Consider the following 24,150-nt stretch of genomic DNA (forward strand, 5'->3'; position numbering starts at 1 on the left):
CCCATGAATCGGACAATCGTCAAGACCAGGGAAGCCCACGACTTCCTCGCGCTCGTGCCTCAGCTGGCCGGGTTCCTGCCCGAGAACAGCCTGGTGCTCGTCGCCTTCCGCGGCAACCGAACCTGCGGAGCGATGCGCTTCAACCTTCCTGAACCCGACTCCTCCCGTTCCGTGCTGGGACGAGTCGTCTCGTCGCTCATCGGCACGCTCTGCAAGATCCCCGGGGTGGATGCGGTCGTCCCGGTCGTCTACAGCGATGAGCCCATCGCGAGCGTGACCGGCCTGCCCCAGGAACGATTCGCGGAGGTCCTCTCTGCACGCGCACGCCTGTGCGGGTTCCTGGTTCGGGACTCGCTCTGCGTGGCACCCGATGGATGGGGGTCCTACCTCGACCCCGACTGCCCGGCCGGCGGGCATCCGTTGAGCGCCATCGCGGCGTCCGAGGTCAACCGGTCCATTCCCGCCGAGGCGCGCCTCGACCTCGCCACCCTGCGAAGCCGGGCCGACCTGCCGCGGGTCGACCCGGCGCGGAAGGCTCGGGTCGGCCGCAGGCTGGCCAGGTACCAGCGGCTCGGGAGCTCCGCGCAGACCGTGCCGGAACTGCTCGACCTGGCCGGCGACATCATCGACCCGGTCGCCACCGCCGAGGCCGCGCTCGGCTTCGATTCGGAGAACCTCGCCGTGGAGGAAGCCGCCGCGTTGCTCTTCCTCGTGCAGGGACCGGCCTGCCGGGACCAGATGATGCTGCAATTCGCGTTCGGGGAATCGGTCGGGCGCCGAACCTTCGCGCTGAATCTGCACTACGCGGCCCTGCAACGCGCCACCGGGCGCAGCCTCGACGACCTCGTCGCCGAGGAATGCGCGGCATCCGACGTGCCCGATGTGCCGGACGCGCGGGAGACCAGCGACTACATGCTCGGTCTCACGGACGAACGCCCGGACCCCGGCCGAATCGAGCGGGCCGTCCGGCTGCTGAAGGCTGTCGTCGCGCTGGCGCCTCGCGCGTGCCGGCCGGCACCGCTCTGCATGCTGGCGTGGCTCTCCTGGGCGATGGGCCGCGGGTCGGTCGCCGGCATCTTCATCGACCAGGCGCGTTCCATCGACCCCGGTTACGGCATGGCCGAGCTGCTCGACACGGTGGTGTCGAGCGGACACCTGCCGGACTGGGCGTTCGCCGTGCCGCCGGACGAGACCTCAGAAAAATGACCGGGACGCCCTGGCCGTGAAGTCAGGGCGTCCCGGTCGGGTGCTTGCCTAGAGGTACTTGGGTGCCTCGGAGAGCACGCCGTGCAGGATATCGCCGATCTCGCTGAACTCGGCCGGGCCGATGGTGAGCGGGGGAGCGAGCTGCACGACGGGGTCTCCGCGGTCGTCGGCGCGGCAGTAGAGCCCGGCCTCGAACAGTGCCTTGGACAGGTAGCCGCGCAGCAGGCGCTCGGACTCGGCGTCGTTGAAGGTCTCCTTCGTCACCTTGTCCTTGACCAGCTCGATCCCGAAGAAGTAACCCTCACCGCGCACGTCGCCGACGATCGGCAGGTCGAGCAACTTCTCCAGTTCGGCGCGGAAGAGCGGCGAGTTCTCGCGCACGTTCTCGTTGAGCTTCTCCTCCTCGAAGATGTCGAGGTTGGCCATGGCCACCGCAGCGGACACCGGGTGCCCGCCGAAGGTGTAGCCGTGGTAGAAAGTCGTGTCGCCGTGCTTGAAGGGCTCGTAGATGCGGTCGCTGATGATGGTGGCGCCGATCGGCGAGTATCCGCTGGTCATTCCCTTGGCGCAGGTGATCATGTCCGGTTCGATCCCGAAGGTCGTCGACGCGAACATGTTGCCGATTCGTCCGAAGGCCGTGATGACCTCGTCGGCCACCAGCAGCACGTCGTACTGGTCGCAGATCTCGCGTACCCGCTTGAAGTAGCCGGGGGGCGGCGGGAAGCAGCCGCCGGAGTTCTGCACGGGTTCCAGGAACACTGCGGCCACGGTCTCCGGCCCCTCGAACTGGATCATCTCTTCGATCCGGTTGGCCGCCCACAGGCCGAACTTCTCCAGGTCGTCGCCCAGACCGGAGCCCATCTCATCGGCCCGGTAGAAGTTCGTGTTCGGCACCCGGAACCCGCCCGGGGTGACCGGTTCGAACATCTCCTTCATCGCGGGGATGCCGGTGATGGCCAGGGCGCCCTGCGGTGTGCCGTGGTAGGCCACGTTGCGCGAGATGACCTTGTGCTTGGTCGGGCGGCCCTGCAGCTTCCAGTAATACTTCGCGAGCTTGAAGGCCGTCTCGACGGCCTCGCCGCCGCCGGTGGAATAGAACACACGGTTCAGGTCGCCGGGGGCGTGGGAGGCCAGTCGGTCGGCCAGCTCGATCGCGCTCGGGTGGGCGTAGGACCAGATCGGGAAGAAGGCGAGTTCCTCCGCCTGTTTCGCGGCCGCCTGCGCGAGGCGCTTGCGGCCGTGGCCGGCCTGGACGGTGAACAGGCCGCTCAATCCGTCGATGTACTTCTTGCCGTTGGAGTCCCAGATGTGGTGACCCTGGCCCTTGGTGATGATCGGCACGCCGTGGCCGGCTTCGAGCACCGACTGGCGCGAGAAGTGCATCCAGAGGTGGTCCTTCGCCTTCTGCTGCAGGGTGGCGTTCTCGGCATCCGTGTAGACGCGAGGTGTCGCCGTCTCGTCGGTCTGAGCGATGGGTGCTGTGATAGTCATTTTTTACCGTGTTCCCCAGTTGTAGAACTGCTTGTGGAGTTTGAGATAAACGAATGTCTCGGTGGAGGAAACCCCATCGAGACTGCGGATCTGTGAGTTGAGCAGGGTGATGAGTTCGTCGTCGTCCTCGCAGACGACTTCGACCAGAAGATCGAACGAACCGGCCGTGAGCACGACATAGTCGACGGCCGGGATGGCGGACAGCTGCTCGGCGAGAACCCGGGTGTCCCCGGTGGCACGGATGCCGATCATGGCCTGGCGGTAGAAGCCCAGCTGCATCGGGTCGGTGACTGCGACCACCTGCATGACCCCGGCATCCGTCAGCTTCTGAACGCGCTGGCGCACGGCCGCTTCGCTCAGGCCGACCGCCTTGCCGATTTCGGCATACGATCGGCGGCCGTCAGCCTGGAGCTGCTCGATGATCTTCTTCGAGACATCGTCCAGTTGTGCCGTCTTGCCCGCAGCGTTGCGTCCGATTAGAGCCATTCAGCGATTATGACAGCGAGAACACCCTCAGGCAAGCGATTCCGCAGAAAATCAGCTCGAAAGCGACGGAATCGAATGAGAAAGGCCTGGTTTCGTCTGGTTGGGTTTCGGTCGGTCGCCGTTAGGATAAACCCGTCGACGTGGTGCCGTCGGCGATTTGCACCCGGTACCCGGTGCCCGGTGCACTCAACGGAAGGTGGCCTGCCGTGGGACGCGTCGGTTACGAACTTCTGCCCGGACAGGCAGCCGACTGGACCTTTGTGGTGGGGCGCGGCTTCATGGCCGCCCTGCCCGCGGCCACCCCGTCCGGCATCATCGCCACCCTGAACGCGCTGGTAAGCGCACCCCAGGTGGAGGCCGAGGACATCGTCGCGCTCCTGCCGCTGGGTGGCGGGGACGCGGTCGAGAGCTTCGCGGTCATCGTGCAGCGGGCGCCGACGGATGAGGACGGCATCCCGGTGTCCGTGATCGTCCGCGGCGAGGTCGCGGTCGATGTGTTCTCGGTCGGCGGGTCGCGACGGTTCACGGCCGGCGGCATCCGTCCCTGGCACCTCGCGGACTTCCGCGCCGTGATCGGGCTGGCCGTCGGTTCGCCGGAGCGATCCGCCCCCCGGTTGGACCGGCTCGAAGCGGGCCGGGATTTCGGCGTGGGCACGGTTCTGGCGCGCACCCTGTTCTGGTCGCTGGCGGACCTCGCCCAGAGCGAGGAATCGACGCTCATCCGGGTGCCCCGCCCCGATGCGGGCGCGGACGCCGATACCGTCCTGCATCGGCCGACCCTGCCCGCGCCCGCCCCGCAGCCCCAGGCCGAGCCTGCCGACGGGCCCCGGGGCGCGCCCGCCGACCGGCCCCGGTGCGGGTTCCGGCTGCCGGACGGCCAGGAAATCCGCCTGGACACGGTCTGCCAGCTCGGCCGTCGGCCGCGCCCACCGCGCATTCAGCGGTCCGTTCCGGTTCGGCTCGTCACCGTCGCCTCCCCGACCTCCGCCGTCTCCGGAACGCACCTGGAAATAGGGCAGGAGGGGGAGTCGGTGGTGGTCACCGACCTCGGCTCCACCAACGGCACAATCGTCACCGCGCCCCGGGGCCGCGGGCAGCGGCTGCGCCCCGGCGAGTCGCTGGTGGCGCTGCCCGGTACAAAGGTGGACATCGGGGACGGTAATATCATCGAGATCCTCCCCGCGAGCGGCATCACGCCGACTCAGTAAGCGCACGCCGATTTCGGAAGGCACATCCGTGACCCAGATAGGTCAAGGTTCGACCGGCTTCACGGTCGTTCTCCCGTCGGTGCAGAAGACGGTGACCCTGGCCTGGGCCGCCCTCACCGACACCGGGCACCGCCGCCAGGTCAACGAGGACAGCCTCGTCGCCGAACCTCCCGTCTTCGCCGTCGCTGACGGCATGGGCGGCCATTCGGCCGGCGACGTCGCCAGCGCCGCGGTGGTCACCCGGCTCGCCGAACTCGCCGGGACCGACCACCTCGAAGCGGAAGCGATCAACTTCGCCCTCGGCCTCTCGGTCATCGACATGGCCGCCGGCGAAGGCGTGACCGACCTCGGCACCGGAACCACGGTGACGGGCGTGGCAATCGGCATCGTGTCCGGCGCACCCCAGTGGATCGTCTTCAACATCGGCGATTCCCGGGTGTACCAGCTCACCTCCGGCGTGCTCGAACAGGTCACCACCGACCACTCCGTTGTGCAGGAACTCGTCGACGCGGGACGCATCACGCGGGACGAAGCCGACGTGCACCCGCACGGCAACATCGTCACTCGGGCCGTGGGCTTCCACGAACCGCCCGTTCCCGACTACCGCATCCGCCCGCTGCAGGCCGGAATGCGCCTGCTGATCTGCTCCGACGGCCTGACCAAGGAGCTCACGGCGTACGGCATCCGTCATTTCCTCATTTCCAACCCGCGGGCGGATGACGCGGCGGAGGCACTCCTGGACGCGGCCCTCGACAACGGCGGTCGGGACAACGTCACCGTGATCGTGCTCGACGTTCTCGCCGTCGAAGACTCCTCAGCAACCGAAGACACCGCAGCAGCCGAAGGGTCCGTACCCCCAGAGTTGGGGTGATTCCCCGGCCCCGGTTCGGGAAATCCCGTGCCTAGACTTAAAACCACGCCCGTCGATAAACCTGGTCGCCGGCATGGGTCCACGCACGAGATGCATCGATGACACGGGAGGCGACAATGGCCAGACGCTTACCGTCGACGCCCCCGAACCTGCCCGGGTTCTCCTACCTGCGCGTGCTCGGTTCCGGCGGTTTCGCCGACGTCTTCCTTTATGAGCAGAACATGCCCCGGCGTCAGGTCGCGGTCAAAGTGCTGCTGGCGGAGATCGTCAACGACCACGTTCGCCAGCTGTTCCAGGCCGAAGCCAATCTGATGGCCCAGCTCAGCTCGCATCCGTCCATCCTGACGGTCTTCCAGGCGAGCGTCTCCGCCGACGGGCGACCGTATCTGGTGATGGAGTACTGTTCCTCCACCCTCAGTCAGAGCTATCGCGTCGAAGCGCTCTCGGTGCCGGAGACCCTGCGGGTGGGAATCAAGATCGCCAGCGCCGTCGAAACGGCGCACCGGGCCGGAGTGCTCCACCGGGACCTCAAACCCTCCAACATCCTCGTCACCGCGTACGGACACCCGGTGCTGTCCGACTTCGGAATCGCCGCCACGCTCGGCGAGGCCGAGAATTCCGACGCGATCGGGCTCTCCATCCCCTGGTCGGCGCCCGAGGTGCTGCTGAACGAGATCTCCGGCTCGGTGGCCTCCGAGGTGTGGTCGCTCGGCGCCACGCTCTACTCCCTGCTGGCCGGCCGCTCGCCGTTCGAATTGCCCGGTGCGGACAACGGCTCGGCCCAGATCATGGGCCGGATCCAGAAGGCCGGGATTCCCCCGCTGAACCGCACCGATGTGCCCGGCCGGCTCGAACTGATCCTCGCCAGGGCGATGTCCCGGCGCCCGGAACTCCGGCAGCCCAGCGTGCTGGAACTCATCCGTGAGCTGCAGTCGGTCGAGGCGGAGCTGGGGCTCGCGCAGACCCGCCTCGAGGTCGCGGTGGACGACTGGGCGACGAGCACGCTCGCGGACCAGGACGACAAGACCCGGATCACGGCCATCAACTCGATCGACGCCTACGCCGGGCGCCGGCGCCGGAAGCCCGTCCCGGCCGGCGCCGCACCGCGGTCCACGACCAGGGCCGGAACGGGCAGCGGCACACCGGGGGACACCGTGACGACCCTGCCCCGCACGCGCAAGCGAGCGCTCACGCTCGTGGCGCTGCTCACGGCGGCGGTGCTCATCCTCGGGCTGGCCGCGACGGCGGTCGCCTTCCTCATGCGCGACTCCGGGAACGCGATCCCCGGCGTCAGCGATGTGTCCGGCGAACTCCGCAACGGGACGGTCGTCTTCAGCTGGCCCGACCCGGGGGTCAGGGACGGCGACAACTTCGTGGTCGCCCTCCGCACCGGCGAGAGCAGCATCCAGCGCGGAACGGAATTCGCGGTCGACCCGCAGGGCGAGGAGCGGGTCTGTGCGACCGTGTCCGTCAGCCGGGACGGCCAGGCCGGCACTCCGAGCGGCGAGAAATGCGTCGACACCACCGGTGGCGGCCCGTGATCCGTCGGTGGCTCTCCGCCCACCGTTCCCTGTTCGTCACCACGCTCAGCGGCACCGTCGTGGTCGCCGTCATCGCCGCCGTGGCGATCGTCTCCGGCGGCTACACGGCCCAGCGCCTCGACCTCGGCGACGCCGCCGTCTGGGTGACGAACGAGACCCGGCAGGTCGTCGGTCGGGCCAACACGGCGGTGTTCGAGCTCAACACCGTCGTCACCGCCGGGAGCGGGAACCTCGATGTCGTGCAGCAGGGCGCCACCGTCCTGGTGCTCGATCGCGGCAACAGCGCGCTCGACATCCTCGACCCCGCGACCGCGGAGGTCGCCGACAGCGTGGCGCTGCCGCCCACCGCGCCCACCGTGTTCCTCGCGGGGGACCGAGCGGTGATCGCGTCGGATGGCAACGTCTGGAACGTGCCCGTCAGCCGCCTGGACGGCTTCGACGCGGCCGCGGAACCCACGCTGGCCTTCGGCGCCGGATCCGTCGTCAGCGTGGACGCCGACGGGGTGCTGTACGCGTTCACCCCGTCCACCGGCGAGCTGTCCCGGGTGGACCTGCTCACCGCCGGTACTGTCACGGACACTCTCACCCTGGCCGCGGGCGCACCGGAAGACCGCTACCAGCTGACCAGCGTCGACGACCGGTGGGCACTGCTGAACGAGTCGACCCGTCGCCTGCACCTCGAGAGCGGCGAGGTCGACCTGACCGGGATCATCCGTTCGGGGGACGGGCCACTGCTGGCCCAGCCGAGCGTGCGCGGCGACCGGGTGCTCGTCTCCCACCGGGAGGGGCTCGTTTCCGTGAGCCTCGAGGGCGGACCGCCGGCCGCGGTGGTCACCGGTCGCAGTGGGGCCGCTGCCGCCCCCGCGTCGGATGAGGCCTGCTCCTACGCGGCCTGGGCCGACGGCACCGTCTGGCGCCAGTGCGCGAACGACCCCGCCGACGGCACAACGGCCACTCTGACCGGCCTCGCCGGGGACGCCCGGCTCTCGTTCCGCCGGAACGGCACCGGCCTGGTGCTGAACGACGCGCGAGACGGCGCGGCTTGGGCGGTGCAGCAGGGCAACGAACTGATCGACAACTGGGCCGACCTGATCGACGCCGACCAAAACCAGCAGCAGGTCGAGCAGAACACGGATGACGCCACCCCGGAGTACGAGAAATCCCAGGCTCCCCCGGTCGCCGTCGACGACGAATTCGGGGCCAGGCCCGGCCGAACCGTGACGCTCCCGGTCCTGCTCAACGACTTCGACCCCAACGGCGATGTGCTGGTGATCGACGCGGTGACCCCGTTGCCGGCCGAAACCGGCCGGCTCGCCCTCGTCGGGAACACCCAGCAGGTGCAGCTCGCGCTGACACCGGAGGCCACCGGCACGGTGAGTTTCGGCTACACGATCAACGACGGGCGCGGGGGAAGCGCCTCGGCGACGGTGACTCTCACCCTGCGCGGCGACGACGAGAACTCAGCCCCCGTGCAGGCCCGCACCACCAGCACGACCGTGCGGGCGGGCGGGCGGGTGACCAGCCAGGTGCTCGGCGACTGGGTCGACCCGGACTCCGACCCCTTCTACCTGACCGCAGCGACGATCCCCGCGCCCGACCTGGTCAGCTTCACGCCGGCCGGCAGCGTCGTCTACACGGATGCCGGAACCGAGGCCGGTGCCAAACAGGTCACCCTGTCGGTCACGGACGGCCGGGACACCGGCACCGGATCGCTCTCGGTCACGGTGCGGCCGAGCGGGTCGGTCCCGATCGTCGCGGAATCCTTCGTGGTCCTGGCCACCGCCGGCAGCGAGGTCACCGTGGTGCCGCTCGAACACGCCCGCGGCGGCTCGGCGCCCCTCCGGCTGAGCAGCGTGCCGGCCAAACCCGATGCGACCATCACCGCCGACTACGACGGCGGCAGTTTCCGGTTCGAGAGCGCCGTGGTGGGCGTGCACGAGGTCGAATACGCCGTCACGGACGGCCAGCTCACCGGGACCGGTCGGATCCGGGTGGAGGTCGCCCCCGCGCCCGACGCCAACACCGCGCCGGTCACGGTGCCGCACACGGCCTTCATCCGCGGCCAGCAGGCCACCCTGGTCGATGTGCTGGCCACCGACTCCGATCCCGCCGGCGGTGTTCTGCTGGTGACCGGCACGATGGATGTCCCCGCCGACAGCGGCCTCCGGGTCGAGATCCTCGACCAGCGGATCCTGCGGGTGACCCTGACGCAACCGCTCGAGAACGCGACGGCCGTCTTCGGCTACCGCGTCAGCAACGGCCTCGCCGAGGCGACCGGCACGGTCACCGTGATCGAGATCCCGCCGCCGGCGCAGAAGCAGGCTCCCATCGCGGTGCCGGACACGGTCTCGGTGCGGGTGGGCGATGCCATCGACATCCCGGTGCTGGCCAACGACGAGCACCCGGACGGCGACACGCTCACCCTCGATCCGACGCTGGCGACCCCGCTACCGGCCGGTTCCGGCCTGCTCTTCGCCGCCGGAACGAAGCTGCGCTTCCTGGCGCCGAAGACGGCGGGGAACTTCACGGCCGTCTACCGGGTCAACGCGCCGGATGGCCAGTTCGCCAACGCCGAGGTGCGGATCGCGGTTCGGGAAGCGGACCCTGATTCGAACAACCCGCCCGTGCCGAAGACGGTGACCGCCCGCGTGCTCGCCGGCGACACGGTGAGCATCCCGATCCCGCTGTCCGGGATCGACCCGGACGGGGACTCCGTGCAGCTGGTCGGCCAGGAGACCAATCCGGAGAAGGGGTCGGTCACCATCCGTGGCGCCGATTCGATCGAGTACACGGCGGGGGAGTACTCGGCCGGCACGGACACGTTCACCTATTCGGTGGTCGACGCCCTCGGCGCCCGCGCCGTCGGCAGCGTGCGCGTGGGCATCAGCCCCCGCCTGGACGGTGCGCGGAACCCGGTCGCGGCCCCCGACGAGGTCGCCGTCCGCCCCGGCAGCACGGTCGCCGTGCGGGTGCTCGGCAACGACTCCGATCCCGACGGCGGAGACCTGACCATCACCCGGGTCGAGGCGACCGGCACCGCAGGTTCCCGCGGGCGCGCCGTCATCGACGGTGACGTCGTCTCCGTCAGAGCACCGGCGCAGGAGGGGCGCTACGGGTTCATCTACGAGATCCAGAACGCGCGGGGCGGCACGAGTTCGACCTTCCTCACCGTCGTGGTGCGCGCGGACGCCCCGCTCTCCAAACCGGACGCCCGTGACACCCACGTTGCACTCTCCGATGTGCTCGACGCCCGCGGCACGATCGACGTCGACGTCCTCGCCAACGTCTTCTTCGCGGACGGCCCGGTCAAGAGCCTGGGGCTGAGCGTGCCGGCGAGCTTCTCGGGCGTCGCCGAGGTGACGGATGCCCGGCGCATCCGGGTCAGCGTCGGCGACGCCGGCCAGATCATTCCCTTCTCCGTGAGCAACCCGGATGACCCGAGCATCGTGTCCTACGCCTTCATCTGGGTGCCGGGCACCGACGACGCCCTGCCCCAGCTACGCAAGGGCGCCCCGAGACTGACCGTGTCGAGCGAGTCCCTGCTCAGCATCGACATCAACGACTACGTCGTCGCGGTCGGCGGCAAGAAGGTGCGCCTGACCGACCGGAGCCTGGTGCAGGCCACCCACGCGGACGGCGCCGACCTGGTCAGCTCCGATTCCGCCCTCGCCTACACCAGCGCCGACCAGTATTACGGGCCGGCCTCGATCTCGTTCGAGGTGACCGACGGTGCCGGCGCGGCCGACCCGGACGGGCGCACCGCGACGATCGTGCTGCCCATCACGGTTACCCCCCGCAAGAATCAGCCGCCCGCCTTCGACGGCGCCGTGCTGGACCTCGAGCCGGACCAGACGAAGGTCATCGACCTGACCAGGCTCACCTCCTACCCGTATCCGAAGGACCAGGCCGAACTGGCCTACACGGTGCTCGAACCGCTCCCGACCGGGTTCACCTATTCCCTCGACGGCCAGCAGCTGACCCTCCGAGCCGCGGAATCCACGCCGAAGGGCGACCGGAGCGCGATCACCATCGGCGTGCGCGACAGCGTCACCGCGGGCAAGGCGGGCCGGATCGACCTGGGCGTGGTCGCCTCCACTCGACCGCGGGCGATCCCGGTCGCCGACACGGCCATCGCCCCACGCGGACGCACCACCGTCGTCGACGTCCTCGCGAACGACGACGCTACGAACCCCTTCCCGGCGGTGCCGCTGCGGGTCGTCGCCGTGCGCGGCCTCGACGGCGGCAGCGTCCCCCGCGGAGTGACGATCACGCCCAGCGCCGACAAGAGCAGGCTCACGGTCGTGGTGGCCCAGGACGCGGCGCCGGCGGACACGAACCTCCAATACCAGGTCGCCGACGCCACCGGAGACCCGAACCGCTACGCCTGGGGCACGGTGCGGATCTCGGTACAGGACAAGCCCGACGCGCCGACCGGCGTGCGCGTGACCGGCTTCGCCGACCGCGGACTGTCCGTGGCCTTCAACCCGGGCGCCTTCAACAACTCAGCCATCACCGGTTACGAGATCACCCTGCTCGACGCGTCCTCCGGCGCCCCCCTCGGCACCACCCCCTGCCAGGCCACGACCTGCGAGGTGGCGACCCCCGGCAACGGGCAGGGCAACGCCCTGCGGGTGTCCGTCGCCGCCCGCAACGCCATCGGCCTGTCCGACCCGGCCGTGCTCGCCGACCGGGTCTGGTCCGACGTGGTGCCGCCCGCTCCGACCGGGCTGGCCGCCGAACCGCTCGACGGCGGGTTGCGCCTGCGCTGGAACACCGTGGCGGCGCAGGGCGGCGGGACGGCCATCCGTGGCTATGAGGTGACCGTGGGCGGAACCGGCCGCGGCGAAACCAGCGCGTCCGGGGCCGACTGCGGCGCGACCTCGTGCAGCATCGTCGTCACCGGACTGACCAACGGAGCGAACACGGAATTCACCGTGAGCGCCCGCAACGACGCCTACCCCGCCCTGGCCGGCTGGAGCAGCGCCTCGGGTGCGGGAACGCCGTTCGGACCCGCCCGGGCCGGAGCGATCTCCGCGAACGCGACGGATTCCAGCGGCTCGGTGGCGCTCACCTGGGACCCGTTCGATGGCCGGGGCGACGCGATCGACGGCTACGTCGTGCAGCGGCTGAGCGCGGACCAGGTGCCCACCGGGGCCCAAGCCTGCAGCGTGTCCAGTCCGGCGCCGGGCACGCTCAAAGCGCCCACGCAGGGCGGAATCGTCGCCGAACAGAAGATCCTCAGCGGCGCGACGACCTCGGCCACCTTCGACAACCTGCTCACCGACAACGGCCGGTACTACTTCATCGTGTGGGGCTACAACCGGGCCGGCTGCGCGCCGACGGACGTGGTGAGCGCCCTTGTGCGCCAGGCTCCGGGGCCCGTCACCGACGTGCAGAGCTCGATGGCGGCGCGAGGCGACGCCTGGGACCTGCGCGTCGACGGGGTCAGCCCGAGCGCCGGCATCAGGGAGTACAACCTCCGGGCGGTCGACGGGTCCGGCAACGGGGTCCCGGGCAGCCAGGTCACCTTCGGCGGGTCGGGCTGGCCCCGGGAACTGCTGGGCCTCCCGTTCGGGCAGACGGTCCGGTACCAGGTGCAGGCCTGTTCGCCCTGGGGTACCTGCGGGCCCTGGTCCGGAACCTACTCGGCGCCGGAGGCATCCGTCAGGTTCACCGTCACCGGGCTCGCCTACGACCCGGTCACGGGCGTGTTCGGCTGGACCAACGGGCCGGACAACAACGGGATCGGCGCCGACTACACCTGCTCCGTGCGCGGTGACCCCGCCTCCTCCACCCGGGGCGGACCGAACTCCTGCGCCCTGGCCGCGCCCGCGCCGGCCGGCACGGTGCGCCTCACGGTGACCGTCAACGGCCACGCCTACAACTACGATCAGTGATTCCGACGAAAGTGACCACCCGATGACGATGACCCCGCAGCAGGCCGCTCAGTTCGCCGATGTGTTCGAGCGCCTGGTGAACGGGGTCGAGCAGGTGCTGCTCGGCAAACACCACGTCATCAAGATGGCGTTCACCGCCCTGCTCAGCGGCGGCCACCTGCTGCTCGAAGACGTGCCGGGAACGGGCAAGACCTCCCTGGCCAGGGCCATCGCGCAGAGCGTGCGCGGCACCAGCAACCGGGTGCAGTTCACCCCGGACCTGCTGCCGGGCGACATCACCGGGGTGAGCATCTACGACCAGCGCAGCGGGACATTCGAATTCCACCGCGGGCCGATCTTCGCCAACATCGTGCTGGCGGACGAGATCAACCGGGCCAGCCCGAAGACCCAGGCCGCCTTGCTCGAGGTGATGGAGGAGGAGCAGATCACGGCCGACGGGGTCACGCACCCCGTCGCATCCCCCTTCATGGTGATCGCCACCCAGAACCCGATCGAGCAGGCCGGAACCTACCGGCTGCCCGAGGCTCAGCTCGACCGGTTCATCATGAAATCCTCGATCGGCTACCCCGACCACGCCTCGACGATCCGCATTCTCGAGGGGGCCGGCCAGCGCGCGCACGAGGCCACGGTCCCGGCGGTGGTCTCGGCACAGACCGTGATCGAGCTCGCGGCCCTCGCCCGCACGGTCTTCGTCGACGCCACCGTCAACGACTACGTGGCCCGCCTGATCGACGCCACGCGCACCAGCCCCGAGGTACGCCTGGGCGCCAGCGTGCGCGGCGCCCTGGCGCTGGTACGCACCGCGAAGACCCTCGCGGCCGCCAACGGCCGCCACTACGTCATCCCCGACGACGTCAAGGAACTGGCCGAGGCGGTGCTCGCCCACCGCCTGGTCCTCGACCCGGAAGCCGAGTTCGACGGGGTCACGCCGTCCAGCGTGATCGCCCGGATCCTGATCGAGACCCCGCCGCCCAGTGACAGGCAGGCTGCGTGACCCAGCGGATGCCCGGCGAGGGAAGGTTCGGCCGGTTCACTCCGCGCCGGCCCCGCCCGGTGTCCCACGACGGCCTCCTGGCCGAGGGTGTGTCGCGTGGGATGCGCGCCGCCCGGAGGTCCGGCACCGGCGCCTCCGTCGCGGGCGGGTTCATCTCGGCCGTCGTCACCCCGCTCGGCTGGTGCGTCCTGGGTGTCCTCGCCGCCTCCCTGCTGTTCGGCTATGCCCTGGGCTGGACGGAACTCGTCGTCATCGGCTGGACCGCCGTGGTGCTGGTCGGGGCAGCGCTCAGTTTCCTGATCGGCCGGAACGCGTACGAGATCCACCTGTCCCTGTCGGTCGACCGGGTGGTCGTCGGGGCACGCGTTCCCGGCGAGGTGAGCGTGCTGAACCCGACCCGTCAGCGGCTGCCGGGCGTGGGCGTGGAGGTTCCGGTCGGATCCGGGCTGGCCGAGTTCGCGATGCCGAGTATCGCGCGCGGCGGCAGCTTCGAGGACCTGTTCATCGTTCCCACCCTCCGGCGCGGGGTGATCCCGATCGGTCCCGTGCGCACGGTACGCGCCGACCCGCTCGGGCTGCTGCGCCGGGAGATCGTCTGGGCCGAGCGGGTCGAGCTGTTCGTGCACCCGCGCACCCTGTCGATCCCGAGCATGAGCACGGGATTCATCCGTGACCTCGAGGGCAACCCGACCAGGGACCTGACCAACAGCGACGTGTCCTTCCATGCGCTCCGCGAGTACGTGGCGGGCGATGAGCGGCGCAGCATCCACTGGAAGAGCACCGCGAAAACTGGCCGCTACATGGTGCGTCAATACGAGGAATCCCGCCGCAGCCACCTGATGGTGGCCTTGAGCCTGTTCGTGGGGGACTTCGCGACCGAGGACGAGTTCGAAATGGCCGTCAGCGTCGCCGGCTCCCTCGGCGTGCGGGCCATCCGTGATGCCCGCACCGTGTCCGTCGTGGCCAGCGCGCCGACACCGGACCTCGCCCGGCGCGGCGCTCCGGCGCTCCGGCCGCTGAGCACACTCACCCGCACCCGGCTGCTCGACGATCTCAGCCGGGTCGAGACATCCGACCGGATGATGCACGTCGGGGCCCTGGCCAAGGCCGCGGCCGACACGGTCGCGGGCATCTCCGTGGCCTTCCTGGTCTGCGGCTCGGCCGTCACCCTGTCCCAGTTGCGCACCGCAGCGAATCGCTTCCCGGCGGGGGTCGAGGTCGTGGCCGTGGTGTGCGACCCGGAAGCCGTCCCCAGCCTCAAGCGCGTGGCCGAGCTCAGCGTGCTCCGGATCGGCTTCCTCGAGGACCTGCCGCACAGCCTCGCCCGATCGCTGGCGGCATGAGCGCCCGCGCCGCCGTCCGCGCCGCCGTCCGCTCCGGCGCCCGCAGCGCCCGCCCGGGCTGGCGTTTCACGGTCGGGAACACCGTCGGGCTGTTGCTGGCGACCGCCGCGGCCGCCACAGCCCTCTGGCCGGTCTACCGCAGCCGTGAATTCGTCGTACTCGTGGGCGTCACCTTCGCCCTGGGGGCCGTGACCGCGATCCTCGGTGCGGTGTTCCGCTGGCCGGCCTGGCTGGTGGCCCTGGCCACGATCGCCGTTTACGTCATCGCAGGCGTGCCACTGGCCATCCCCGGCCAGGCGGTGCGGGGCATCCTTCCGACCGGAACCGGTCTGCTCGAGCTGGTCTCCGCGACCGCGCTGAGCTGGAAGCAGCTCGTCACGATCGTGCTGCCGGTCGGGTCCTACCAGACCCTGCTCGTGCCCGCCTTCATTCTCGTTCTACTCAGCACCGTGATCGGCCTCTCCGTCGCCCTGCGCGCGCGGATCGGCGAACTCGGCGCGCTCGCCCCGGCGGCGCTGTTCATCGCCGGCATCGGCCTCGGACCCACCGTCCCGTCCGCCCCGATCGCCACCGGCCTCGCGCTCTTCGTCGTGCTCCTGTTCTGGCTGCTCTGGTTCCGCGCCGTGCGCCGCGGAGCCGTGGTGCGCCTGGTCGCGCAACAGTCGCGCCGAACGACCGCGTCGACGGCGGATCGCCGTTTCGCGGCGGTCCGCGGACTGGTCGGCGCCAGCGTCATCGTCGCCGTGGCGGTGGCCGCGGGCACGGCGGCCGCGATCGCGCTCCCGGCATCCGCTCCACGTGACGTGCTGCGCGCACGCGTGCAGCAGCCGTTCGACCCGCGGGACTACCCGAGCCCGCTGAGCGAGTTCCGCAGCTATCTTCAGCCCGCCCGAGCCGAGGCCGCACTGCTCGAGGTCGCGGGCCTGCCCGAGGGAGGGCGGCTGCGACTGGCCACCCTCGACGGGTACGACGGCGTCGTGTACTCGGTCGGCAGCGAGCAGGTGAGCAGCGCCTCCGGATCGTTCACGCGCCTGCCCGACCGCCTCGACCAGTCCCGGATCGATGGCGACCAGGTGACCCTGGCCGTCACGATCGACGGCTACACCGGGGTGTGGGTGCCCGGGGCGGGCCAGCTGGAACGGATCCGGTTCAGCGGCCCGACGAGCAGTGCGCGCTCAGACTCGTTCTTTTACAACGACAACAGCGGCACGGCCGCGGTGCTGACCGGGCTGGCCCGGGGCGACAGTTATCGCAGCGTCGGCGTGGTCCCGCGGTCGCCGGATGCGCTGGCCGGCCTGCGCCCGGGCCCCGCCGTCCTGCCGCCGCTCAGCGTCCTCCCGGACGAACTCGAACAGGCCCTGGCTGGCTATGTGAACGCCGAAGACGCCCCCGGCGTGCAACTCCAGTCGATGCTGGACGGGCTCCGAGCGGACGGCTACGTCAGCCACGGCGTCGGCGCGGACGAGCCGGTCAGCCGGTCGGGGCACGGAGCCGACCGGATCAGCCAGCTGTTCACCGACCAGCCCATGCTCGGCGACGCCGAACAGTATTCCGTGGCGGCGGCTCTGATGGCACGGCGGCTCGGTTTCCCGGCCCGGGTCGTGGTCGGCTTCGTTCCCCGCAGCGGAGACGGAGCCGGGGCCGACGCGACCGGCACGGTCACCGTCGTGGGGTCCGACCTCTCGGCCTGGATCGAGGTGCAGTCCACGACCGGCTGGGTCACGCTCGATCCGAACCCTCCGCTGCGCGACATCCCGGCGAAGCAGCCCGACGACCCCACCGTGGTGTCCCGGCCGCAAACCGTGGTGCCACCGGCCATTCCGGAGATCGCGGAACAGCGGGACCCGGCCCCGCCCGAGAACTCGGTCGAGGACCCGCCGGCACCGCTCAGCCCCTTCCTCGCCTTCCTGCTCGCCGCGGCGAAAGTGGCCGGTTGGAGCCTGCTCGGCCTGGCCGTCGTGCTCTCGCCCTTCCTGCTCATCATCGCGGCCAAGGCCCGGCGCCGCCGGCTTAGACGCACCCGTCCGGCGCCCCTGGACCGGATCCGGGGCGGTTGGCGCGAATTCGCCGACGCCGCGCTCGACCATGGCATCTCGGTGCCGGCGGGGGCGACCCGCACCGAACTGGCCCGAACCGTGGGCGGGATGCGGCCACTGGTGTTCGCCGCGGCGGTCGACCGGGCGGTTTTCGCCCCGGACCGGCCGGGCAGTGCCACCGCCGACGAGGTGTGGCTGTTGGTCGCCGAACATCGCCGTGACCTCAACGCGGGGAAGAAGCGCCTCGCCCGGCTGCGAGCCCTCGTCTCCCTGCGGTCACTGGGTCGCTACGCTGGAGGGGCATCCGTTCGACGGTCGGCCCCACGAGGGGGAGGCCGCGGCCCGGGAGGAGTCGGTTCGTGAACTGCCGGATCTGTGGGGCACAGCTGCCCGTCGGCGCCATGTTCTGTGGCGAATGCGGCAGCTCGAGCACGGCAACCCCGAAGACCCGCAAACGGTCAGACCCTCGGCCCAGCGACACCACCATCATCCAGCCGCTGCCGCCGCAGCGGGTCGTGATCTCCGTCCCGATCGGCGCCGACGGGCGCCTCGGGGCGCCGCCGGTCCCGGCTCCGGTCCCGGTCCCGGCTCCGGCTCCCGTTCCAACCACCGCTCCCGTCCCGGCTCCCGTTCCGGCTCCGGTTCCCGTTCCGGCTCCGGTTCCCGTTCCGGTTCCGGTTCCCGTTCCGGTTCCGGTTCCGGTTCCGGTTCCCGTTCCGGTTCCGGTTCCGGTTCCGGTTCCGGTTCCCGTTGCGACTCCCGCCCCGGCGCCCGCGCTGTTCGTGCTCCAGTTCAGCACCGGCGAGACCGTCTCGGCAAACGGGACGGGGCTGGTCGGCCGCCGGCCTCTTCCTCAGCCGGCCGAGCACTTCGATCTGCTGGTGCAGGTCAACGACCTCGGCCGTTCCGTGTCCAAGAGTCACCTCGAATTCGGGCAGCACGACGGCGAATTCTGGATCAGTGACCGCTTCTCGGGCAACGGCACCATCATCCGTCGCCCGGACGCGGTCTCGGTCCGGTGCGAACCGGGCCGCCGCTACCTCGTGCCCCGCGGCTCGCGGGTCGACCTCGCCGACCAGTTCTTTATCCTCAACTAGCGAGTCCCCGAACCAATTCGACGGAGATTTTGCCCAAATCAGGCCCGTACGCCCACGAATAGCTGTTTTAACGGAGAATCTCCGTCGAATTGGTTACAGGGTCGACACGGTGGCCCGACTCGGGGTGAGCCTGCGCGGGCGGGGCGGCCGGTTCCTCCCCAGCAGGCGGGGGCGGCGAGAGTGCACGGATGCCGCCTCGGCGCGAGCCGGGGATTCGCCCGGGTGCTGAGCTTGCCGGGTGATCCGAGCCCAGGTACCCCTGACCCTCCCGCCCCGGGCGGCTGACCCTCCCGCGGCCGGGTTTCCGGTGATCGCGAGCCTGGCGCCGCTGGCCGTGGCCGGCATGATCTGGATGATCACCGGCTCGGCCTTCGTTTTGCTGTTCGCCATCCTCGGGCCGGTGATCGCTGTGGCGAGCATGCTCGACGCCCGTCGCACGAATCGTCGGGGCCGGCGCCGGGCCGCGACCGACGAGAGAGAGGCCCTTGCGGCCCTGCGGACGGAAATCTCAGTGCGGCACGATCTCCTGCGCCACGACCGGTGGCAGCGCACCCCCACCGCGGACAGCCTCGCGGTCGCCCCGAACCCGGGAGCGGTGGGCACGGGTACCGACGGGCTGGTCGCCCTGGGCTCCGGCCCGGTGGAGAGCGGCCTCCGGCTGGAAGGAGGGGCCGGCCTGGACGAACACCGCGAGCTGCGGGACACGGCCGCCACTCTGGCAGACGCTCCGATCACCGCCGAGGCGGTTGCGGGCATCGGCATCGCCGGTCCGCTCCCGCTGACGCGTGCGCTGGCCCGCGGGCTCCTGGTGCAACTGGTCTGCGGGCTGCCGCCCGACCAGATCGTGCTGGCCGTGCCGCCGGGCACCGGCTGGTCCTGGGCGCGGGCGCTGCCTCAGGGTACCCCCGGGGCGGCCCCCCGTCCGGAAATTCTGGTCTGCGAGGCTCCGGCTCAGCCCGCCCCGGCCCCGGCCGGCTCCCGGATGATCCTCGCTCTCGCCCCTACGCCGGGCGAACTTCCCTGGGGCTGCGACACCATCGTGCGGGTGCACGGTCCGGGCCGGGCCGAGATCCTGCGGTCCGGGCGGCACGCCCGGGGGCTGGGATTCCAGCCCGAACTGGTCAGCGTCGAACAGGCCGCCTCGGTCGCCGCACGACTGCGCGAGCGCGCCGCGGCGGCCGGGCTGGGCCGCAGGCAACCGTCGGTTCCCGCCACGGTTCGCCTGTCCGATCTCCCCGGCCACCGAGTCTCTGGCACCCGTCCCGTGCTCGAACCGGGCCGGGGCGACGGCCCCGGACCGAGCTTTCCGGCCGGGCTGAGCTGCCCGGTCGGATTGGCGATGCACGGCGAGGTGTCGCTGGACCTGGTCGGCGCCGGACCGCACGCCGTGGTCGGCGGCACCACGGGCAGCGGCAAGAGCGAGCTGCTCGTGACCTGGGTCGCCGCGATGGCGGCGGCGTTCGTGCCGAGCGAGGTGACGTTCCTGCTGGTCGATTTCAAGGGCGGCGCCGCGTTCGCGCCGCTCGGCGCCCTGCCGCACTGCGTGGGACTGATCACCGACCTCGACGGGCGCCAGGCCGCCCGGGCGCTGGCCAGCCTGGCCGCCGAACTGCGCCACCGCGAACGCGTGCTCCGCGGTGCCGGCGCCCGCGACCTGGTCGAGCTGGGGAAGAGAGGCGGGGCCGCGGCGCTCCCGCGACTCGTGATCGTGGTGGACGAATTCGCGACCATGCTCACGGCTTTCCCCGAGCTGCATGCGCTCTTCGTCGACATCGCCGCCCGGGGCCGGTCGCTGGGAGTTCACCTCATCCTCTGCACGCAACGCCCGAACGGCGTCGTCCGCGACGCCCTCCTGGCCAACTGCACCCTGCGGATATCCTTGCGGGTCAACAACCGCGCCGACAGCGTGGCCGTGCTGGGAACGGATGCCGCGGCGGCGCTGTCCGCCGAACACCCGGGACGCTGCCTGATCGCCACCGCGGCGGGCGCGCCGGTGCTCTGCCAGATCGCCACGACCTCGGAGAGCGAGATCCGCGCCATCGCCGACCGGGTCCTCGACCACGTCGACGGCGCGCCAGCCCTGGACGGACCCGCCCCGCGGCGACCGTGGCTCGACGTGCTGCCGGTCACGGTGACCCGCGAGGATATTTGGGCGGTGGAGGCCGCCAATGCTGCGGAGTCCGCCGAGTCCGCCGAGTCCGCCGAGTCCGCCGAAGATGCAGAGTCCGCCCCGTCCACCTCGCCGGGACGGGCGCCGGAATCCCGACCAGGCCCCGGACCGACGTCTCTGCTGGGGTTGCTCGACGAACCCGAGCGGCAGCGCTACCGGGTGGCCCGCTACCAGCCGTTCCTCGGCGGAAACCTGCTCGTGCTCGGCGCTTCCCGCGCCGGCAAGACCGGCGTGCTGGCATCCCTGGCCGAGCAGTCTGCGTCCGCGCCGGACGCACCGTGCCAGGTTGAATTCGTCCCGCCGCACGTCGAGGGAGTGTGGGACGCCCTCGACCGTGCTCGGCGCCTCCTCGACAGCGACGTCGGTCCGGCCGGGCGCCTGCTGCTGATTGACGACTTCGATTCCGTCTACGCCCGCTGGGATCAGGACTACCGCCCGGCCGCGCTCGAGTTGCTGGCCGGACTGCTCCGCGACGGCGGAGAAGGCGGGCTGCGGGTCGTCGTCGCCGCCCAACGGCTTGCCGGGGCGTTGCAGGTGCTGCCCTCCTTGTGCCAGAACAGGCTGCTCCTGCGGCTCGCCGATGTGGCCGAACACGTCGGGGCCGGGGGAACGGCAGCCTCGTTCGACGACACAATGCCGGCGGGCGGAGGCACGTGGCAGGGCCACCGCATCCAGCTCCTCTGCCCGGAACCGGGCGCCGTGGCCCGCTGCGTGGCACTCGCGGCCCGCGGCGCCGAGGCGGGAGTCGCCGAGCACCTCGCCACGGGGCCCGACCGCACACTGCTTGTGGTTTCGGGTTCCCCGCCCCGCACGGCCGCTGCGTTCCGGGCCGCCGGTGGCGCCGAAATCGTGGATCTCGGCCGAATGACGGATGCCTCGCAACTGCGGGCGACGCTTCCCGGGGCCGGAACCGTCTTCGTCGGTGACGTGGACGCGTGGCAGACGCACTGGTCCCTGCTCGCGTCCCTCAAGCCGCGCGCGGAACTCGTGTTCGACGGCTGCAGCCTCGCCGACTACCGGATGATCAGCCGCCGGCGGGACCTGCCGCCGCCGCTCGCTCCCGGACGGGGGCGGATGTGGGCGATCCGCCCGGATGGAACGGTGCGCCGGGCCGTGCTGCCGGCGGGCTCGTGACGGGCGACGCGGGAGAGGGAAGACGCGGGAGAGGGAAGACGCGGGAGAGGGAAGACGCGGGAGAGGGAAGACGCGGGAGAGGGAAGCGGAGGACCGGGCAGGCCCGGGTCAGCCGAGCGCGTCCGAGAGCGCGCGCAACTGAAGCCCGTGGGCGCTGGCCACCGGGGCGCTGGTGACCAGCCCGCCGACCGTGTTCAGGCCCAGGGCGAGCGCGGCATCCGCGAGCACGGCATCCTTCCAGCCCCGGTTCGCGATCATGCGCACATAGGGCAGGGTCGCGTTCGTGAGGGCGTAGGTCGAAGTGTTCGGCACGGCGCCGGGCATATTGGCGACACAGTAGAACAGCGACCGGTGCACCATGAACGTGGGGTCCGCGTGCGTCGTCGGGTGGGAGTCGGCGAAGCATCCGCCCTGATCGACCGCGATGTCCACGAGCACACTCCCCGGCTTCATCCGGGAAACGAGTTCGTTGCTGACCAGCTTCGGGGCTTTCGCCCCGGGGATCAGCACCGAGCCGATGACCAGGTCGGAGTCGAGGAGCGCCTTGTCGATCTCGTAGCTGTTGGAGGCGATCGTCTGCACGCGGCCGAAGTACAGGGCGTCGAGTTCGCGCAGACGGAACAGGTTGGTGTCGAGCACCGTGACCTGCGCGCCGAGCCCGAGTGCGACCTGCATGGCTGCCGTGCCGGCCACACCGCCGCCGAGCACGGTGACCCGTGCCGGGTGGGTGCCCGGCACGCCGGGGACGAGCAGGCCCGGGCCGCCATTGGGCTTGAGCATCGCGTTGGCGCCGACGATGGGGGCGAGGCGACCCGCGACCTCGCTCATAGGTGCGAGCAGCGGAAGCGTGCGGTTGGGAAGCTGCACGGTCTCGTACGCGATGGCCGTGACCCCGCTCGCCAGCAGCGCGTGGGTGAGTGCCGGCTCGGCGGCGAGGTGCAGATACGTGAAAAGAAGCAGGTCGGGGCGGAAGTAGCCGTATTCGGCGGCGACGGGCTCCTTGACCTTGAGCAGCAGGTCGGCGGCGGCCCAGGCGGACGCGGCATCCGGTATGAGGGTCGCCCCGGCCGCGCCATAGCTCTCATCGGTGATGGACGAACCGAGGCCCGCCCCCGTCTGAATCAGCACCTCGTGGCCGTTGGCCACCAGATCCTGCACCCCCGCGGGCGTGATCGCGACCCGGAATTCGTTGTTTTTGACCTCTGCGGGGACTGCGACCTTCATGGTGCTCCTTCCGGCTGCTGTGGACCCCAACGTCCATGCCCGAAATCCTACCTTCGCCCAACCGCCCTTTTCGAGTGCGTTTCTGCCGGGGGAGTGCTGATTCCGTGAGAAACCGCGGCGACAATTAACGATTTGGTCACTCTTGGGTGAAGAAACGGCCGTCCTGTGCGAGTATCTAGCAACTCGCTAAGTTGTGTGTGTTAGATCCCCGCTGAAAAACGCAAGGAGACCCGAACATGTTGCCCAGGCCGTTGCCCGCCGATCCCATGATTCAGCAGCTCATCCGTCAGGCCCAGCAGGCCAAAATGGGGCGTCGCACTCTCCTGGCCGGCGCGGGCGGCGGAGCAGCCGCCCTCGCCCTCGCCGCCTGTTCCAGCGGGGGCGCCAAGAGCAAGCCCACGGCAGCTGCGGACAAATCCGCCACCAGCAAACTCGTGCGCTGGGACAACTGGGCTCTCTACATCGACGTCGACGACGCCGGCAACTACCCCACCCTCCAGGCGTTCGAGGCCGAGACCGGCATCAAGGTCGAGTACACCGAGGCGGTCGACGACAACAACACCTACTACGGCAAGGTCAAGGACCAACTGGCGCTCGGCAAGGACATCGGCGCGGACACCGTCTGCCTCACCGACTGGATGGTCGGCCGGATGATTCGGTTCGGCTACACGCAGGAACTGGACCACGCCAACATCCCCAACCTGAAGAACCTCTTCCCGTCCTTGAAAGACGTGGGATTCGACCCCGGCCGCAAGATGAGCGTGCCGTGGCAGGGCGGGTTCGCCGGCATCTGCTGGAACAAGGAGAAGCTGCCGGGTGGCCTGACCTCGGTGCAGGACCTCTGGGCCCCCGAGCTCAAGGGCCGCGTCGGCGTCCTGTCCGAAATGCGCGACACCATGGGCCTGATCATGCTCGACCAGGGCGTGGACATCTCCGGGGACTGGGGTGACGACGAGTACAACGCCGCGATCGACGAGCTGTCCAAGCAGGTCTCGGACGGCCAGGTTCGCAACATCAAGGGCAACGCCTACAAGGAGGACCTCATCAACGAGGACACCCTCGCGGCCATCGTCTGGTCGGGCGACATCGTGCAGCTCAACGCCGAGAACGGCGACAAGTGGGGCTTCTCCGTGCCGGAGAAGGGCGGCACGCTGTGGAACGACAACTTCCTGGTGCCGATCGGTGCCACCCACAAGAAGAACGTCGAGACACTGATCAACTACTACTACGACCCGGCCGTCGCGGCCGAGGTCGCGGCGTACGTGAACTACATCACGCCCGTCGTCGGAGCCAAGGAAGCCGCCATGGCGATCGACCCGGAACTCGCGAACAACCAACTGATCTTCCCGGACGAGGCCACCCTGAAAAAGGCGAAGGTCTTCCGCAACCTGTCCGGCGCCGAAGAGCAGAAGTACGACGCGGCGTTCCAGAGCATCCTGCTGGGTTCGTAGG

14 protein-coding genes are annotated in these 24,150 nt (G+C 70.4%); 11 read left to right on the forward strand and 3 right to left on the reverse strand.

Annotated elements, in window-relative coordinates:
* Nucleotides 1–3: 3 nt before the first annotated feature.
* Nucleotides 4–1,206: a DUF4192 domain-containing protein gene (locus tag E3O49_RS05030; RefSeq protein ID WP_134365394.1), complete on the forward strand. Its 1,203-nt coding sequence runs from the start codon at nt 4–6 to the stop codon at nt 1,204–1,206.
* Between the two features lie 48 nt (nt 1,207–1,254).
* Here E3O49_RS05030 and E3O49_RS05035 read toward each other — a convergent pair whose 3' ends face one another.
* Together E3O49_RS05035 and E3O49_RS05040 are read right to left on the reverse strand one after the other, a co-directional pair.
* Nucleotides 1,255–2,697: an aspartate aminotransferase family protein gene (locus tag E3O49_RS05035; protein ID WP_134365395.1), complete on the reverse strand. Its 1,443-nt coding sequence runs from the start codon at nt 2,695–2,697 to the stop codon at nt 1,255–1,257.
* Nucleotides 2,698–2,700: 3 nt separating this feature from the next.
* On the reverse strand, nt 2,701–3,183 hold the full coding sequence (locus E3O49_RS05040) for an Lrp/AsnC family transcriptional regulator (RefSeq protein WP_134365396.1): 483 nt from the start codon (nt 3,181–3,183) through the stop codon (nt 2,701–2,703).
* A 206-nt stretch (nt 3,184–3,389) separates the two neighbouring features.
* Between E3O49_RS05040 and E3O49_RS16820 the strand changes: the two genes are divergently transcribed.
* The 9 genes from E3O49_RS16820 to E3O49_RS05085 all read left to right on the forward strand — a co-directional run bounded on the left by E3O49_RS16820 (nt 3,390) and on the right by E3O49_RS05085 (nt 21,474).
* Nucleotides 3,390–4,391, forward strand: coding sequence for an FHA domain-containing protein (locus E3O49_RS16820; RefSeq protein ID WP_241975809.1), 1,002 nt, complete (start codon nt 3,390–3,392; stop codon nt 4,389–4,391).
* A gap of 28 nt (nt 4,392–4,419) precedes the next feature.
* Entirely contained in the window at nt 4,420–5,262 is an 843-nt protein-coding gene (locus E3O49_RS05050) for a PP2C family protein-serine/threonine phosphatase (RefSeq protein WP_134365397.1), read from the forward strand.
* Between the two features lie 116 nt (nt 5,263–5,378).
* Entirely contained in the window at nt 5,379–6,803 is a 1,425-nt protein-coding gene (locus tag E3O49_RS05055; RefSeq protein ID WP_134365398.1) for a serine/threonine-protein kinase, read from the forward strand.
* The gene (locus tag E3O49_RS05060; RefSeq protein ID WP_241975810.1) at nt 6,800–12,700 is read left to right on the forward strand and encodes a fibronectin type III domain-containing protein; all 5,901 of its coding nucleotides are present in this window, start codon (nt 6,800–6,802) and stop codon (nt 12,698–12,700) included. Before E3O49_RS05055 ends, E3O49_RS05060 begins: the two co-directional genes overlap by 4 nt.
* A 22-nt stretch (nt 12,701–12,722) precedes the next feature.
* Nucleotides 12,723–13,694, forward strand: coding sequence for an AAA family ATPase (locus E3O49_RS05065; protein WP_134365400.1), 972 nt, complete (start codon nt 12,723–12,725; stop codon nt 13,692–13,694).
* Nucleotides 13,691–15,037 (forward strand): DUF58 domain-containing protein, encoded by a 1,347-nt coding sequence (locus tag E3O49_RS05070; protein ID WP_244285252.1) that lies wholly within the window; start codon nt 13,691–13,693, stop codon nt 15,035–15,037. Before E3O49_RS05065 ends, E3O49_RS05070 begins: the two co-directional genes overlap by 4 nt.
* Nucleotides 15,034–17,436 carry a transglutaminase-like domain-containing protein gene (locus E3O49_RS05075; protein WP_134451093.1) on the forward strand — a complete coding sequence of 801 codons (2,403 nt, stop codon included), beginning with the start codon at nt 15,034–15,036 and terminating at the stop codon, nt 17,434–17,436. Before E3O49_RS05070 ends, E3O49_RS05075 begins: the two co-directional genes overlap by 4 nt.
* Entirely contained in the window at nt 17,433–18,170 is a 738-nt protein-coding gene (locus tag E3O49_RS16750; RefSeq protein WP_160141024.1) for an FHA domain-containing protein, read from the forward strand. Before E3O49_RS05075 ends, E3O49_RS16750 begins: the two co-directional genes overlap by 4 nt.
* 238 nt (nt 18,171–18,408) lie before the next feature.
* Nucleotides 18,409–21,474: an FtsK/SpoIIIE domain-containing protein gene (locus tag E3O49_RS05085; protein ID WP_134451095.1), complete on the forward strand. Its 3,066-nt coding sequence runs from the start codon at nt 18,409–18,411 to the stop codon at nt 21,472–21,474.
* Nucleotides 21,475–21,582: 108 nt separating this feature from the next.
* Here E3O49_RS05085 and ald read toward each other — a convergent pair whose 3' ends face one another.
* Complete coding sequence (gene ald / locus E3O49_RS05095; RefSeq protein WP_134410845.1) at nt 21,583–22,698, reverse strand: alanine dehydrogenase; 1,116 nt, start codon at nt 22,696–22,698, stop codon at nt 21,583–21,585.
* Between the two features lie 236 nt (nt 22,699–22,934).
* On the opposite strand from ald, the gene E3O49_RS05100 reads away from it, so the two are divergent.
* On the forward strand, nt 22,935–24,149 hold the full coding sequence (locus E3O49_RS05100) for an ABC transporter substrate-binding protein (protein ID WP_134410843.1): 1,215 nt from the start codon (nt 22,935–22,937) through the stop codon (nt 24,147–24,149).
* Nucleotide 24,150: the final 1 nt, after the last annotated feature.

It is taken from the genome of Cryobacterium shii (assembly GCF_004402595.1).
Taxonomy (GTDB): domain Bacteria; phylum Actinomycetota; class Actinomycetes; order Actinomycetales; family Microbacteriaceae; genus Cryobacterium; species Cryobacterium shii.